This window comes from Xanthomonas euvesicatoria pv. euvesicatoria, assembly GCF_020880415.1.
In the GTDB taxonomy this organism is placed as follows: Bacteria; Pseudomonadota; Gammaproteobacteria; order Xanthomonadales; family Xanthomonadaceae; genus Xanthomonas; species Xanthomonas euvesicatoria.
In genome coordinates, this window is record NZ_JAJIUJ010000049.1 from 13,525 (window position 1) to 29,364 (window position 15,840).

11 protein-coding genes and 1 other RNA gene are annotated in these 15,840 nt (G+C 68.1%); 7 read left to right on the top strand and 5 right to left on the bottom strand.

Annotated features, from left to right (window positions below; translation table 11 throughout):
* Window positions 1–46: 46 nt before the first annotated feature.
* The 7 genes from LN450_RS08560 to LN450_RS08590 all read left to right on the top strand — a co-directional run bounded on the left by LN450_RS08560 (window position 47) and on the right by LN450_RS08590 (window position 7,762).
* Window positions 47–874: an alpha/beta fold hydrolase gene (locus LN450_RS08560; protein ID WP_011347375.1), complete on the top strand. Its 828-nt coding sequence runs from the start codon at window positions 47–49 to the stop codon at window positions 872–874.
* Between the two features lie 401 nt (window positions 875–1,275).
* Complete coding sequence (locus tag LN450_RS08565; protein ID WP_011347374.1) at window positions 1,276–2,055, top strand: response regulator; 780 nt, start codon at window positions 1,276–1,278, stop codon at window positions 2,053–2,055.
* Window positions 2,052–3,044 carry a cytochrome-c peroxidase gene (locus tag LN450_RS08570; RefSeq protein ID WP_011347373.1) on the top strand — a complete coding sequence of 331 codons (993 nt, stop codon included), beginning with the start codon at window positions 2,052–2,054 and terminating at the stop codon, window positions 3,042–3,044. Before LN450_RS08565 ends, LN450_RS08570 begins: the two co-directional genes overlap by 4 nt.
* Window positions 3,041–5,497, top strand: coding sequence for a two-component system VirA-like sensor kinase (locus LN450_RS08575; RefSeq protein ID WP_011347372.1), 2,457 nt, complete (start codon window positions 3,041–3,043; stop codon window positions 5,495–5,497). Before LN450_RS08570 ends, LN450_RS08575 begins: the two co-directional genes overlap by 4 nt.
* A gap of 113 nt (window positions 5,498–5,610) precedes the next feature.
* Entirely contained in the window at window positions 5,611–6,582 is a 972-nt protein-coding gene (locus LN450_RS08580; protein WP_011347371.1) for a LysR family transcriptional regulator, read from the top strand.
* 8 nt (window positions 6,583–6,590) lie between these two features.
* Window positions 6,591–7,619, top strand: coding sequence for a type VI secretion system protein TssA (tssA, locus tag LN450_RS08585; protein ID WP_011347370.1), 1,029 nt, complete (start codon window positions 6,591–6,593; stop codon window positions 7,617–7,619).
* A 58-nt stretch (window positions 7,620–7,677) separates the two neighbouring features.
* Window positions 7,678–7,762: non-coding RNA, sX9 sRNA (locus LN450_RS08590), on the top strand.
* A gap of 25 nt (window positions 7,763–7,787) precedes the next feature.
* On the opposite strand, the gene LN450_RS08595 is transcribed toward LN450_RS08590, so the two are convergent.
* Genes LN450_RS08595 through tssM form a run of 5 tightly spaced genes read right to left on the bottom strand, consistent with a single transcriptional unit; the run spans window position 7,788 to window position 15,838 of the window.
* Entirely contained in the window at window positions 7,788–8,114 is a 327-nt protein-coding gene (locus LN450_RS08595) for a hypothetical protein (RefSeq protein WP_008575757.1), read from the bottom strand.
* Entirely contained in the window at window positions 8,111–11,014 is a 2,904-nt protein-coding gene (locus LN450_RS08600; RefSeq protein WP_011347369.1) for a bifunctional serine/threonine-protein kinase/formylglycine-generating enzyme family protein, read from the bottom strand. Before LN450_RS08600 ends, LN450_RS08595 begins: the two co-directional genes overlap by 4 nt.
* Window positions 11,011–11,733: a PP2C family protein-serine/threonine phosphatase gene (locus LN450_RS08605; protein ID WP_011347368.1), complete on the bottom strand. Its 723-nt coding sequence runs from the start codon at window positions 11,731–11,733 to the stop codon at window positions 11,011–11,013. Before LN450_RS08605 ends, LN450_RS08600 begins: the two co-directional genes overlap by 4 nt.
* Window positions 11,730–12,383 (bottom strand): type VI secretion system-associated protein TagF, encoded by a 654-nt coding sequence (gene tagF, locus LN450_RS08610; protein WP_011347367.1) that lies wholly within the window; start codon window positions 12,381–12,383, stop codon window positions 11,730–11,732. Before tagF ends, LN450_RS08605 begins: the two co-directional genes overlap by 4 nt.
* Window positions 12,380–15,838, bottom strand: coding sequence for a type VI secretion system membrane subunit TssM (gene tssM, locus LN450_RS08615; RefSeq protein WP_011347366.1), 3,459 nt, complete (start codon window positions 15,836–15,838; stop codon window positions 12,380–12,382). Before tssM ends, tagF begins: the two co-directional genes overlap by 4 nt.
* Window positions 15,839–15,840: the final 2 nt, after the last annotated feature.

Here is a 15,840-nt window from a genome sequence, read left to right on the forward strand (position 1 = left end):
CCGTCTGACGCGTTTACCCACGCTCGTTCAACCAAGGAGATCCACCATGCGCTTTCCGTTCCCGTTACTGCTGACAGCCACCATGGCTGCCGCCACCATGAGTGCTGCCCAGGGCGCTGCCCCCACTGAAGCGCTGCCGGCCGATGCTGCACGCAATGTCGTGTTGGTGCACGGCGCCTTCGCCGATGGCTCCGGTTGGCGCAACGTCTACGAGCGCTTGGTCAAGCGCGACTATCGCGTGACCATCGTGCAGAACCCGCTCACCTCGCTGGCCGACGACGTCGCCGCCACCCGGCGCGCGCTCGATCAGCAAGACGGCCCAACGGTCCTGGTGGGACACTCCTGGGGCGGCACGGTGATCAGCGAAGCCGGCGTGCACGACAAGGTCATCGGCCTGGTCTACGTCTCTGCACTCGCGCCCGATGCCGGCGAGACCACCGCACAGCTGTACCAGGGCTTCGCACCAACGCCGGAGTTCGTGATCGACACCCGGCCCGACGGCTTCGGCTTCGTGCGCCCGGCCAACTTCAAGGCCGGCTTCGCCAATGATGTGAGCGACGCCGACGCTGCATTCATGGCCGCGTCGCAGGTGCCGATCAAGATGTCCGCATTCGGCGAGCGGCTGCACCATGCGGCCTGGAAGAGCAAACCGAGCTGGGCCGTGATCGCCACCGAGGACAAGGCGTTCGACCAGGCGATGCTGCTGCACATGGCCAAGCGCATCGGCGCGGACATCACCACCGTGCCGGGAAGCCACGCGCTGTTCATCACGCAGGCGCAGACCGTGTCCGAAGTGATCGACCGCGCAGCGCGTGGTGCTGCGACAAAAGCCAAGTCCACCTCCAAAGCCAAGAGCAGCGCCAAGACAGGCTGACGCCAAGGTCGATGGCGAACGGGGACCGTCGCCGACCATCGGCGACGGCCACCCACGACAGAAGCAGACTCGACAATGCGGTTCATTCGAAAACCTCGTGGTCGGATCGGGCTGGCGACGGGATCGGTCCCTCACCCGTGTTGTCGCAGAGCGAGTGGCTGGTCACAAGATCGAACAAAAGTCGTCATCGACCACGGCACGGAGCGTGACCACCCGCTCGTCGACGTGGCAAGCCGACACAAAAACACCCTAGCATCGTGCGTGAAGATGCCGTCCCCGCGACGGCGTATCGTGGCACGCCGCGCATGGACGCACTTCCCCAACGCGGTCGATTCGGTCACCCCAGCCGATCGACACTCGGAATCTGTCCGCGAACGCGGTCATGCCGGGATAGAGAGTCGATGATCAAGCTGCATTCCAACTCCCCCTCCTCCTCTGACGTATCCGTTGCACGTCCCGCACCCGCCGCCAAGGTGCTGGTGGTGGACGACGACCAGGCGATGGCACACGTCGTCATGGGCCACATCCGCTCCCACGGCATGGAAGCCTTTGTCGCCACCAGCAGCAGCGAGGTTGCCGAGGCCTTGCGTCGGCGCGAACCGGATATCCTGCTGCTGGATCTGATGCTCAAGCACGAAGACGGTCTGGACTTGTTGCGCGCCTTGCGCAAGGAATCCGACATTCCGGTGATCATCATGACCGGCCATCGCCGCGACGAAATCGATCGCGTGGTAGGGCTTGAGCTGGGCGCCGACGACTACCTGCCCAAGCCGTTCGGGCTGCATGAACTGACCGCACGGATCCGCGCCGTGCTGCGTCGCCATATCGCCTCCAAGGTGGCGGTGGCGCGTGATGCGGGCGAAGGCCGGGTGCGCTTCGCTGCCTGGGAATTCGATTTGCAGGCCCGCACGGTGTCGCGCGCGGGTACGCCCGCCATTCCGCTGACCAAGGGCGAATACGCGCTGTTGCGCGCCTTTGTCGATGCGCCTGGACGAGCGCTGAGCCGAGAGCACCTGATGCGTGCCACGCGTCTGCATGAGGACGTGTTCGATCGCAGTATCGACGTGCAGATCCTGCGCCTGCGACGCAAGCTGGAACAGGATCCGCGCGAGCCGACGCTGATCGTGACCCAGCGCGGCGCCGGTTATGTCTTCACGCCGCCGGTCGAGCACGCTCGATGACACAGCCGCCGGCGCGAGCCAGGCCAGACCATCGCGAATGGCGTTGGTCGCCGGCGCCGATCCTTAAAGTCGCGCTCGCTTCTGCAGCGTTGCTCGTCATGCAGCTCGTGCCGGCAGCTGAAATTGCAGCTCCGTCGGTGCGCACACGCGAGCCCATCCACGCCATCCAGCAAGCGACCGGCCTGGATAGCCGCAAGGTCGCACTCGGCGCGCTGCTGTTCAATGATCGCCGGCTGTCGGGCGACAATCGCGTTGCCTGCACCTCATGTCATCACCTGGCCAGCAACGGTGCTGCCGCCGATGCGATGACCCGAATGCCCGGGCGCGCGACGCCAGCGTTCAACACACCGACCGTCTTCAATGCCACCGCAAATTTTCGCCTGGGCTGGCGCGGCAATTTCCGCAGCCAGGAAGCGCAAACGGCGTCGTTGCTGGAAAACCCCAGCGTCATGCGCGCCGATATCGCGACGGTGGTAGGACGACTGCAACAAGACACGGTGCTCAATCAGCGCTTTCGCGCGGCCTATGGCAGGCCACCGGATCGGGCCGCGCTGTTCGATGCCATCGCCGCCTACGAACGCTCGCTGGTCACGCCGGGCAGTCGCTTCGATCTCTGGCTGCAAGGCAGCGACGCTGCGCTCAACGCGCAGGAGTTGCGCGGCTACACCACCTTCAAGTCGATCGGCTGCATCTCCTGCCACCAGGGCGTCAACGTGGGCGGCAACCTGTTCCAGCGCAGCGGCATCTTCGCTCCCGCCGCACGGCATGGCACCCCGATCCTGCGGGTTCCCAGCCTGCGCAATGTCGCGACCACCGCGCCCTACTTCCACGACGGCAGCGCGACCACCCTGCCCCAGGCAATCAAGGCCATGGGTACGGCGCAACTGGGCGTCACACTGAGCCCGGCGGATGTGGCCGACATTGCCGCATTTCTGCAGACATTGACCGGCAAGCACCAAGGCCGGCAGTTGACGGCGCCGGCGCCGTGAGGTGGGCGACGATCTTCAGCGCCGTGCTGCTGGCGGGGCTGATCTTCTTCAGCCTGTGCATGGCGGCGCTGGATCGCGACACGCAGCGTTACGGTCATGCGTTGGACGCATTGGACGCGCTGGACATGGTCGATACCAATCTGGACAACGACGTGCTGAAGGCACGCATTGGCCTGTTGCGCGACTACGATTCGCTGGTGAGCGGCGATGCCCGCGCACGCGACATCTTGCAGCACTTGCGCCACCTGGCCGATCACGACCCTGCGTTGTTCCGGGCGATCGCGGCGCTGGACGCCGACTACAACGAGAAATCGCTGCAGCGGGAACTGTTCAAATCGCAGAACTCGCTGCTGTCCAATTCGCTGGCCTACTTCTGGAGCGAGAGCAGCGCGCAGATCCGGCAAGGCGAAGATCCCGCTGAGGCGCGCGCAGCGAGCATGCTGGCGAGCGCGGTACAACGCCTGAGCCTGGACACGACCGGTGATGCAGTGGCACTGGCACGCCGACGCCTGGACGAAGCGGCACAACGCACAACCAGCGCGCCACTGCTCCCGCATGGACGCATGCTGCTGAAGCTGCTGCCGGAGACAGACACCACCATCCGCCGCATGCGTCCGATCGCTTCGCTGGCCTCGTATGGACAGCTCAAGACGTATCTGCAACAGCAGCATGCCAGCCAGCAGGCCACTGCACGCCAGGTTCGCTTCCTGTTGCTGGCATTGGCCGTCGTCATGTTGGGCGCCTTGCTGTACCTGGGCAAGCTGCTGCGGCAACGCGCGCGGGTGTTACGTCGACGCGCGGAATTCGATCGCTTGATGGTCGCGGTGTCGCGCCGCCTGGTGGCCAACGATCGCCATCAGCTGGACGCCGGCATCGAGGCCGGACTGGTGCGGTTGGTGAAGTGGGCCAAGCTGCCAGGCGCTCGCCTGGGCCTGGTCCCCGTCGGCAGCGACGCGCGGATCTGGCCCGATCCGCAGGACGACACCTTCCGCGCGATGCTTGCCGCGCTGGCATCCACCCAACCGATCGCCGCCAGCGATGTGCTGGTCGTCGACGCCAACGGCACCGTCGCCGTGTTGGGCACGCCCGAACGCGTGCGCGACGCACAGTGGCTGTGCCTGCGGCAACACGCAGACGCGGGGACGGTCGCGCTGCTGTGCTTGCGGCTGCCGCCACGCGCCCCGCGCCGCGATCGCGGCCTGGCGACAGTGGCCGAACTGTTGCCGCAGCTGCATATCGCGCTCGACACCCTGTTCGATGCGCTGGAGCGGCGACGACTCGAAGACGAAGCGCTGGCACTGGAACATCGCCTGGAACTGGCCCGACGGATGGAAACGCTGGGGACCATGGCCAGCGGTATCTCGCACAACTTCAACAACATCGTCGGCGCGATCCGCGGTAATGCCGAGATCGCACTGTCCAAACTGGACCCGCACTCGCCGGCCTCGGAGCACCTGCTCGAGATCAGCCATACCACCGCCCACGCCTACGATCTGATCGAATCCATCCTCAGCTTCGGCCGCGTGCAGAACTACAACGTGCAGCCGGTCGAACTGAACGCCTTGCTGCAGGGCGCGGTCTCGCTGCTGTCGGTCTCGCTGCCCTCGACGGTGGCCATCGACCTGCAGCAGGAGCAGGAGCCGCTGCACGCGTTGGGCAATCCGGCGCAACTGCAGCAGATCATTCTGAATCTGGCCAGCAACGCTGCGCAGGCGATGGACATGCGCGGCACGGTCACGATCCAACTGTCCGCCGGAAAAGGCACTGCAACCGACGGCACGCCCCGGCGCATCGCGCAGTTGCGTGTGGGCGATCACGGCATCGGCATCCCGCCCGACCAACTGGATCGCATCTTCGATCTGTTCTTCACTACCCGCAGCGGCGGCACCGGGTTGGGGTTGGCAACGGTTCGCAAGATCATCGATAACCACGACGGGCGGATCGACGTGGACAGCGCACTAGGTGTCGGCACGACCTTCGTGGTCGAGCTGCCGCTGCGCACGGGCATCACAGCCGCGCCCCAGGCCGCTCCCCTGCCGAAGACGCGCTCGCGCCATGCGAGCTTGCTGTTGTTGTGCGACGACGCGGCCGAGCTCGACCGCCTGGAAGAAATGCTGGCCGCACTCGGGCACGAACCGGTCGGCATGTTGGAGCTGCCGGCCGCCGTCGCGATGGCGGCTGCCGATCCGGCGCGCTTCGATGGCGTGTTGCTCAAGCGCGATCGCGCCGGCGATGCCGAACAGGCCATCGGCGCGCTGCACGCCGCGGCACCCACGCTGCCGCTGATCCTCGCCACACGTGCGAGCCTGGCGACACGCAAGGGTTTGGGCGGCGCCATCGCCGAGATCATTGCGCAGCCGTTCGATCTTGGCGCGCTGGCCATGGCGCTGGAACGTGCACTGGGTCGCACGCTAGAAGTTACAACGCAGGATGAAGGCACCCCTGCTCTGTGACAAATGAAACACAGTCGCTGCGGATCGACACCGGAACGTAGCGCGGGCTGCCTAGCGTAGCGGATGCCCAGGCGCAGCAGACCGCCTGCATTCCACTACGAGCGATCCACGACATGAATATCCGACCAAGCGACTTACCTCTTCTGGTGTCCCTCGACGCATTGCTCGAGCTGAAGAACGTCACCCACGCAGCGCAGCGATTGCACATGAGCCAACCGGCACTGTCTTCGCAACTGGCACGGTTGCGCGTGCTGTTCAAGGATCCCTTGCTGATGCCCTCGGACACCGGGCGCGGCATGGTGGCCACGCCGCGTGCGGATCAACTGGCATCGCCACTGCGCGAAGCCATCGGCAAACTGAGTCTGCTCGGCAAGGACAGTGCGTTCGATCCGTCGACGTCATCGGCGAGTTTCCGCATTGCCGCCGCCGCCGATGCGATCGGCACGCTGGGTGCGGGGTTGGCGGGATCGATCCAGGCCCAGGGCAATCCGAAGATGCGCCTGGAGTTCGTGCAGATCGGTGCCGACACCAGCCTGGACGCCTTCGAAAGCGGCGAGCTGGATCTGCTGATCGATCATGCGCAGGCAGTTCCTTCCGCGCTGCGTCTGCGCCGCCTGCGCGACGAACGTTACGTGCTGGTGCAGCGCCGTGGCCATCCGCGCGGTACCGCAGCGCTGAGCGCGGCAAGTTACAGCCGGCTGTCGCATGTGCAGGTGGCACACGCACAGGCCTGCAACCTCGCCATCGATGCGCAACTGCAGCAGTTGGGCCACACCCGCCAGATCGCGGTGACCGTGTCGCAGTGCGCGACCGCGCGCGACATCGTGCTCGGCACCGACATGGTCGCCACGGTGCCGGCCACGCTGGCAGCGGAGAGCGGGCATGCACCGCTGGACTGTTTCGACCTGCCCTTCCCGCTGCCGGACATGGCGCTGGCAATGGCCTGGCATCGCCGCAACGATGGCCATGCCGCGCATCGCTGGTTGCGCGAACGCGTGCTGGAACTGCTGGTTCCAGCAGCGCCCGCCGCGCCGGCAGCGCGACGCGCCGCCGGCCGTGGCGACCTCGTGCTGTCCGTCTCGTGAGCGGCGCCATGCAGATCGACAGCGAACAGCTACTGCAGCCGGTGGACGCACAGGCGCCGTCCGGTCCGAACCTGGAATACACCCCGGAGTTCCAGAGCCTGGAAGAACTGGCACGCCCGCGTCAGGAACGCGCACTGGGCGCGGGCGTGCTGGTGCCCGAGGCGCCGGAGTGGCGTCAGGTCGCCGACAGCGCCGAGCACTTGTTGCTGCGCTCCAAGGACTTGCGACTGGGCATCTTGCTGAGCATTGCCCGCCTGCACCAGGACGGCCTGGTGGGCTGGTCCAGCGGCGTCAGCCTGCTCCGGCACCTGCTGGAGCGGTTCTGGGACGACGTCCATCCTGGTCTGGATGCCGATGAGGACAACGACCCGACCGAACGCGTCAACGCCATCGCGGCGCTGGCCGACAGCGAGCGCACGCTGACGCAGCTGCGCAACGTCCGCCTGTTCAAGGGACTGCATCCTGGGCACTTTTCGCTGCGCGATCTGCGCATCGTGCAGGGCACGCTCAAGCGCGCTGCGGACGATCCCAGCGAAGCGCCAGAGCCGGCCGCCATCGATGCCTGCCTGCGCGACTGTCCGCTGGAGGCGCTGCTGGAGCTGGATGCGGCCCTGGCCGCTGCGCAGGGCGATATCGCCGCGATGGCCGGCCTGTTCGCCGAGCGCACCCCGGGATATGGACCGGAGCTGGCGCCGTTGACGCACGACCTGGGCGAGTTGCGCGCGTTCCTGCGGCCTTATGTCGCCGAGCGTTTCGGCTCCACGGCCGACCCAGCCGAGCATGCAGCATCCGTCGCCGACGGCGCCAATGCACCCGCACCGCGGGCGCACGCCCTGGAGCATCCGGACGACGTTCGCCGCATGCTCGATCAGCTGTGCGATTACTACGCGCGGCGCGAGCCTTCCAGCCCGGTGCCGTTGTTGTTGCGGCGCGCGCAACGGCTGGTCGGCCTGGATTTTGCCGCGCTGATGCGCGACCTGGCGCCACGCGGGATCGACGAGCTGCAGGTGGTGTCGGGCCAGGACCATTCCGATTAGCGGCTGACAGAACCACCGCACCGCCGCCGGGCGGGCGTGGACGACGCTCTGGATCCTGATGCAGTACGTCTGCACTGTGGTTTTTGTGTGCCATCCACGCTCGCCTGGCGGCTGCTCGCGGCTGTCGGTCAAACGCGCTAGCCGCGTTGCCGGCCTGCATGGCGGGCGTCACAACGTAGAAAGGCCATGCCAGTACACCCAGGCCGCGCCCAGCAGCATCACCGCCGCCCATAAGCGCAGTTTCCACGAGCGCAACGCCGCCTGCAGGGCGTTCGGCGGCTGGCGATCGCGTCGTACCGTCACGATTGGGGTCGGCAAGTTGCGCGGCGCCGCGACACGCCGGCGGCGCTCGGTCGGTTGGCCTGCCGAGCGCACGATCGATTGCAACAATTGCAGGCGCCGCCGCCGATACTCGGCCGGGTCCAGGCGCCGCTCCGCCTGCGCCGCGTTCAAGTCCTGCAGGACCAGGTTGGCCCGGGTTTCCCAGTCGTTCATTCCAGTTCTCTCACCAGGCGTGCACCGATCCCGCGCGCGGCCTCGCCATCGGAGCTCACCGGACCGGGGCCGATACAGGCAGCCGCACCGCGCTGGCTGCCGCGCACGGCCACGCCCTCGCCGTCCTGGACCCACTCGGCGATGCCGCCGGCCATGTCGAGCAGCCCCCAGCTGTTGGAGACGGTCGCCGTGCAGGCGCGCTCGCCGGCGCGTGCCGCACGCAACCACTCGGCATCGCGCGGCAGTCGGTATTTGCGGCCGCTGACACTGCTCAGCCAGGCGGCGTAATCGCCGATCAGCGCAAGGCGTACGTCGTCCACCGGCGCCGACCTGCGTGTCCAGCGCGAGACGCTGCAACGTTTGGTGTCGGCGCAGAACAACGCGAAGTCGGCCACGCTGATTTCCCGCCGCATCATCGCCAGCGCCCGCCCGGGCTTGGGCAGCACCACCAGTTCAGGGCCACGACCATGCTTGCCCAGGTCGTCGCTGCAGATGGCCGCACCGCCAGGCGGTGCCGAGACCCGACAGGGATCTTCCGGCTTCGTCGGCGTTGCAGGCGCAGCCGCCACCGGCTCGAGCTTCGGCAGCAGTGTTGCGGTGTAGGACGCGCGTTGTCGGCCCGCCTTGGCGACATCGCTCTGGAAGGCGCGGAAGCCGTCGGCGTCCTGCGCTTGCAGCGCCATCCTGCGCTCGCGCAGACGCTGCAGCACCGCCGGCGCAGGCAGTGCGGTGCCGAGCTGTTCCAGCTCCAGCGCAAACTGGTAACGCGCCAACGCCTGACGCAGGCGCGGGGCGTCCTGTGCGTCCAGTCCCTGCCCAACGACGGCGCTGGCGTCTTTCCAGCGTCCCTCGCGGCAAAGCCCGCGTGCCAGCCCCAGATAGGCATCGGTCAGCCGTTGCGCGCCCTCGCTGCGCAGGAACGGATGCTCCGGGCTGCTGGCCGCGATCTGCGCAAGTTGATTCTTCACCTTGACGACGTCATTGGCGGCCGCTGCGGTGCGCACCGACTCGATGCGCGTGGCGATCTGCGCGGCACGCTGGGCCTGCGCATCGTCCACCAGCGGCGCCGGCGGGACAGATGGCGCGACAGACGCGGTGACGGTTGCCGCGTCGAGCTCGTGTGCGCATTCCTGCAGCAGCGTGGAATGCGGGAACACGCGGCGCCCGGTCGCGAGCCAGCGGCGTGCTTCATCGATGCGACCTGCGCTGAGCGCATCGGCGCATCCACGCCGGTAGCGCAATTCGAGTTCGGCATGGCGCAGCAGGCCGCTGTCCGGTGCCAGGCGGCGCACGCGGTCGAGCAGCGCGACCACGTTGCCGGGTTGATCCTCGAACAGGGCGCCGGCGTCGATTGCGCCGGTCAACGCAGTGTCCAGACCGTTGAGTAGACCATCGCGCTCCTGCTCCATGGCGCTGCGACGCGCATCCAGGCGTGGCGAAAACAGCTTCCACTGGTCGCGCAGGATCAAAATACGCTGCGCGCCCACATAGTCTTCGCGGCCGCGTGCCGGCTGCCAATAGTGATCCAGCCGCCTCAGCAGGAAGGCCTCGATGGTGCTGCTGCGGTCCAGGATCAAGCGCCGGCGGTCGTCCTCTCCCAGCGCCCACAATGCCGCCCGTGCATGCGCCTCGTGCACGAACCGGTTCGGCGCTTGTGGCGAGAAGCGCTCGAGCACCCCGGCCACCTTCTCCCGCTGCGCATGCACCTGCAGCCACACCGCCGCACCGGCGCCGCCGGCCAGCAACAGCACGCCCGCCAGCAGGTACGGCAACACACGCTCGCTGCGGCTACGTGGGCGCAGTTGCTCCAGCAAGACCGTCATCGTCGGCCGTGCCGCGGCCGCGAACGCCAGGCTGCTGCGCATTGCGCGATTCTGCCGGCGGCTCAGCGTCGACAACGGCGCCACGCGCAGCTGCTGCGCCTGCGCCTGCGTCGCCGATTGCTTGCCGAACGGGTGGCGGCCGGACAGCAGTTCATACACCACGCAGCCGAACGCGTAGACGTCGTCGGCGAACGCCGGCTCGTCGCCGCGCAACATTTCCAGGCTGGCGTAGGCAGGTGTCAGTGCGCCCAGCGTCGCGGCGTCGAACAGCGTGTGGTCATCGCCGGATTCGGCGCCGGCCAGTTTCGCGGCACGGGCGATACCGAAGTCGAACACCTTGGCCACGTTTCCTGCGCCGACCATGACGTTGCCCGGCTTGAAATCCGAATGCACGATGCCGGCCGCATGCGCGCGTTGCAGGGCGCGCCCCATGCCTTCGATCAGCGGCCATGCCTCGGCCAGCGGCATGCCCTCGCCCAGCCGGCTGCGGATCAGCCCGCGCAGGTCGTCGCCCTCGATGTACTCCATCGTCATGAACACGATGGCGCCGTCCTTGTCGAAGTCGTACACGCGCACGATATGGTCGTGGGCCAGGCTCTGCGCGCGACGCGATTCGCGCTGCAGTGCGATCAGCGAATCCGGATGACGGCGAAAATCGTCGTTGAGCACTTTCACCGCGATATAGGGATGGCGGTCACGTGCCTCCACCTTGCGTTCGTCGCGCGCCAGGTAAACCACGCCCATGCCGCCACGGCCGATTTCGCGCACCAGCAGAAAGCGTGCCTTCAGCAGCATGCCCACGCCCACCTGGGACTCGCCCTGCAATTGCGCGACCCGCCGCCAGCTCGATGCGCCGGCACTGTCATCGCTGTGCGTTGGCGGGTTGATCCGGGTCGCCGCGTCCGTCGAGGCCTGCGCGGCGCGCTGCTGGGTCAGCGGTGCGATGCGGGTGACATCGTCATCCACAGCCGGCGGCTGTGGCGGCGTATCGGCAAGGTCGCGGGCCGGTCGTACGCGGGTACGGTCGTCGTCCGGCGGCGAGGTGCGGCCGGTCGTGTCGTGATCGCGGGGGGTCATGGCGGAGCATTCCGTGGGGCCAGGCGCAGGGCCACGGCCGAGACGTTGTCGCGCCCGGCACGGCCGAGCGCGGTATCGAACAGGCGCGCCACCAGCGCAGCGGGCTGCTGCTCGCGCCGGCAGTGGGCGGCGATCTCATCGTCGCTGAGTTCCTTGTTGATGCCGTCCGAGCACAGCAGGTAGTGCTGACCTGGCCGGCGCGCGCGCACCACCCAATCCACGTACAGCGCATCGTCGGCGCCGATCGCGCGGGTGAGCGCACCGCCGGCCGGCTGCGCTCGTCCCACCTGCGTCAACTCATCCTTGTCGCCGGCCACGTGGTCGCGGGTCAGCAGCTGCAGCTGGCCTTCTTCGAACGCATAAGCACGGCTGTCGCCCACCCAGCCGCACATCAGCAGGTCGTGGTCGTGCACCAGCACCACCACGGTGCTGGCGATCACGTCCACCCGCCGCGCGCGCGCCAAGGCACGCAGTTGCTGGTTGACCTGGCTCAGCTGCGCATCGATGGCGTCGACGAAGCTGGCCAGGTCGCCGTCGCGCCGCAACGCGCCCAGTACATCGACGACCATGCGACTGGCGAGATCGCCGGCGCTGTGGCCGCCCAGCCCATCGGCCACTGCCCACAGGCCGAGATCGTCGCGCAGCAGGATCGCATCCTCGTTCTGGCGCCTGACATTGCCTTGCTCGGTACGCCCGGCGGACACGTAACAGGCGCTCACTGCATGTCCTCTGCAACGCATGCGTTCGCTGTTTGCAATGCGCCAAGCAGGACGTGTGCATGGCAGGCCGCAGGCCAGCCGGCGAACTGCATCCAGGCACCCGGCGCAGATCCTGTCATGGCCGTCCACCACAGGCTGCTGCCAGCGGTGATTGCGCCAGCAGACAACGGCGGCGACGCCGACATGGTTGTCTCGTCGTGCGCCTGCTGTGCGAGTGTCACGCAGACGCGGTCCAACCAGGCACCGTCCTGCCGTCGCTCTGCCCCGATGTTGCACAACACTGTGTCGGCAGCATCCAGCCAAGTTGGCAGATGTAGATAGGTCGGCATGACCGCAGCCGTCGTGCCACCGGCATCGCCTGCAGGCAGCGGTGCGGCGATGACCAGGGGAAAGGCGCGGCCGACGCGATCGACGCTGGCACGCATCGCCCCAGCCCATGCGGCCGTCCCAGCGAGGCCCGTCGGCAGCACGAAGCGCCACACCGGTGCCTGGCCCTCAGGCGCCCTGCTCACTGCCCCTGCGGCAGACAGCACGTCCTGCATCGCCACATGCCATGGGTCGACAAAGCTCTCCGGCAAGCGCCGATGCACGAAATCGCCAACCGCGGGCAGCTTGCCGTAGAAGCCCGGCGGGCGTTGCATGGCGCTCATGGGCAACTGAACCGCTGCACGGCCGATGCCGCAAAGGGATGCCGCAGGCTCGCCGGCTGGACGTCCATCCGTACCGTGGCGCTGCCCAGGGCGAGGCTGGCGGTGTAGTCCAGATCGCCGCTGCGGCGCAGCCGCCCGGCCTGCAGCGCCCGAAACCAGGCCCAGGGACCGCGGTATTCGAGCACCGGCAAGGCCTGCCCGCTGGCGTCCCACGCCGCGACACGCACCAGGCCCGGATTGGGTCCGGGCCAGGTCATCGACTGGCTGGCACGCGCGCCTTCGCGCACCTCCAGGGTTTGCCCATCCACCTCCAGTTGCAGCCGGCTGATTGCCGCTTGCGGTGGGATCGAGACAGTGAAGGCGACCTGCGGCTGCGCGCCGCCGCCCGCGAAGAACGCTTGCTTGATCTCGTCGGCCAGTTGCGCGCGCTCCAGCACGTCGTCGGCACCGACCGCCGCCATGCCCGGATTCCACTGCCAGCGACGCCCGCTGGTATCGACCTTGCCGAGCAAGGATTGCTGCGCAAAGCGGTCCATGCGCCCGCCGGGTCCGAACAGTTCGGCGAAATCGCGCAACGGGATGTCGTTGCGGCTGCCCGGCACGAACGGGAAACGCCCGCTCACCAGCAGCGCGCACTCGCGCCCGGCCGCCTGCCGCTGCGCGTTGCGTAGCGCCTCGCCGGCGCTGCTGGCAGTCAATGCGCGGCCGCGGCCGGATAGGGTCGCCATCCAGTTTCCCAGCGGCGGCGGCAATTGTTCGGCCTGTTGCGCGGCGATCAGCAACGCCGGATCGTTCTGGTCGGCGGCAACGCCGGCAGCAGCGCCCAACAGCGTACGGCTCATCTGGGTCAGCGCGGCCAGGGTTTCGTCCAGCGCGCTGGCGCCCGGCCCGCCATCGAGCAAGCGGTTGAGCGGCTCGAAATGGCGTTCGATCGGGTCGGCCGCCACATCGGGCTCGGCCGCGGCGGTGGCCTCTCCACCCGCTGCAGCACTCGCACCGCCCTTGGCCGGTGGCGTGCGCCCCAGTGCGTGGGTGTGTTCGCGCAGCAGCACCAGCAAGGCCTTCAACGGCGATGCCGGCCCGCCCAGCTTGGCGGCCACCGCACTCGCCTGCCCGGTCTGGGTGACCGGCCGCAGCACCAGGTCGGCCAGCAGGCTGTCCCAGGCAGCGATGTAATCGCGCTGATACAGCGCCAATACCTGGCGCTCCAGCTGCGAACGCGCCAGCGGGTCCAGCGGTGCCGTGCCCAGTACCCAATCGTCGGCGAGGAACTGCTGCACACCACGCGCGATGCCGCCACCGGTCTGTGCCTGGAACGCCTGGCGGGTAAACAGCGGCGGCAATGGCGCAGACAACGGCAGGCCACTGCGGCGTTCGAAGACATCGCCCAACAGGCCCAGGCGGCGATCCAGACGTGGCGCCTGGCCGGCATCGACGCCGGGTTGCGTCAGCTTGAGGCCACCGTAGACCAATGCCGGCAGTTCGGCGGTTCGCAGGCTCGCCCGTGTCTGCTCGATCTGCTGCCGATCCAGCGCGAGCGCGCGGGCACCGTCCACCGGACCCAGCAGGGCGCGCAGATGCCGGTTCAATCCCGCACGCACCGACGCATCGTCGGGAAATATCTGCCGCCAGACCGTGCCTGCCAGCGTGGCCAGATGCAGGACGTCGCGGCGCGCCGGGTCGCCCAGCATCAGGTAGCCCTTCAGCAGCGGATACAACCGTTGCGGATCGTTGCTGGCCTGCTCCAGCTTGCGTCGCAGCGATTGCGCCAATGCCGGCAGCAGCGCGCCGTTGAGGTCGCGCAGATAGGCGTCCTGCACATCGCGCGCCAAGGCCCTGCCCTGGTGCAGACCGAAGCGTCGCGACCACGGGATCGACTGACCCGGCGGCAGTGCCACATCGCGCGCGCGCGCCAGCGCGTCGAAACGCTGCAAGGCCTTGGCATAGAACGCGGCCTCGCCGGCATCGGCAGGCAGCGCGCCGGCAGGATAGGCGTCGAGCGCATCGCGCACCTGCCCGATCAGTTGCACGTTGCGGGCGTAACTGCCGGCCATGCCCGACAGCACGCCCAGGGTGGTGGCGGTCAGCACGGCCCAGCAGGCCAGCTGCAGCAACCGACGGCGCTGCGCGCTGCCGGGTTGACTGCCGGCCAGGCCCGCCTCGGCGAAGACGACGTCGTTGAGCAGGCGTGGCAGGAAGTAACTGCGTGGCGCGCTGATGGCCGGCGGCAGGCCGGCAGCGGCGACGCCGAAGTGTCGCGCCACTGCCGAGATGACGCGGTCGATCGGATGGCCTTGCTGCGTCCCCGAACTCAGATAGACACCACGCAGCCACGGCTGGCCGGCATAGCCATGGCGGCCGAACGCGGTCTGCACGAACTCCATCAGCGCCGGTTGCAGCAGCCGCAACTGCTGTGGAAAGGACAGCACCGCGGCACGCTCGCGTGCATCGCGCGCCCGATGCAGGCGCTCCAGCACGCGCTGATCGATCCGCTCCAGCAGGCGTTCGAGCTCGGTGGGGAACGGCGTCAACGGATCGGTGTCATCGGCAGCCTGCGCCTGTGGGAACGACACTCCCCACACCTGCGCGCGGCCGGCGGCATCCAGATCGGCAAAAAACTCGGCAAAGCCCGACACCAGATCGCATTTGGTCACGACCAGGTAGACCGGCACGCGGGCGCGCAGTTTGTCGACCAGTTCGTCCAGCCGATGACGCACCGCGCGCGCATGCGACAGACCGGCATCGCCATCGAGCTCCAGCAGCTCGGCCACGCTCACCGTCACGATGACGCCATTCAATGGCTGCCGGCGGTGCCGCCGCAGCAGGTCCAGAAAGCCGTGCCAGGCACCGGCATCGGCGATGGCGTCCGAATCCTGGGTGGTATAGCGCCCGGCGCTGTCGAGGAACACTGCCTGGTCGGCGAACCACCAATCGCAGTTGCGCGTACCGCCAACGCCTTCCAGCGCGGCGTGGTTGCCATGTTCCTTGAGTGGAAACTCCAGGCCCGAAGACTGCAGCAAGGTGCTCTTGCCGGAACCGGGCGCGCCGATCAGCAGATACCAGGGCAGCACATGCAGGCCGGGACCGTTGCGACGGCGCCGCCGCAGCACCGCCATCGCCTCGGCAAAACGCGCACGCAGGCGGACCTGTTCCTGCGCTGCACGTGCGCGGCTGTCGTTGCCGCTGGCGTCCTCGGCGCTGGCGCCCTGCCCGACCAGTTCGCCGGCCATGCGCTGCTGCTTGGCGTTGTCGCGGCGCCAACGCAGGTAGCGCCACCCCGCCCACACCAGCAGCAGCACGGCCACGGCCAGCAGGCGGCCGCTCACGCTGGCCAGCGGCTGCAGCCGGCCCACGCTGAGATAGGGTCCGCCGACCCAGACGAGCATGGCCAATAAAGCGAGGACGGCAGCACTGGCGACGTAGCGGGTGCGCAGGAAATCAAGCACAAGGCGCATGG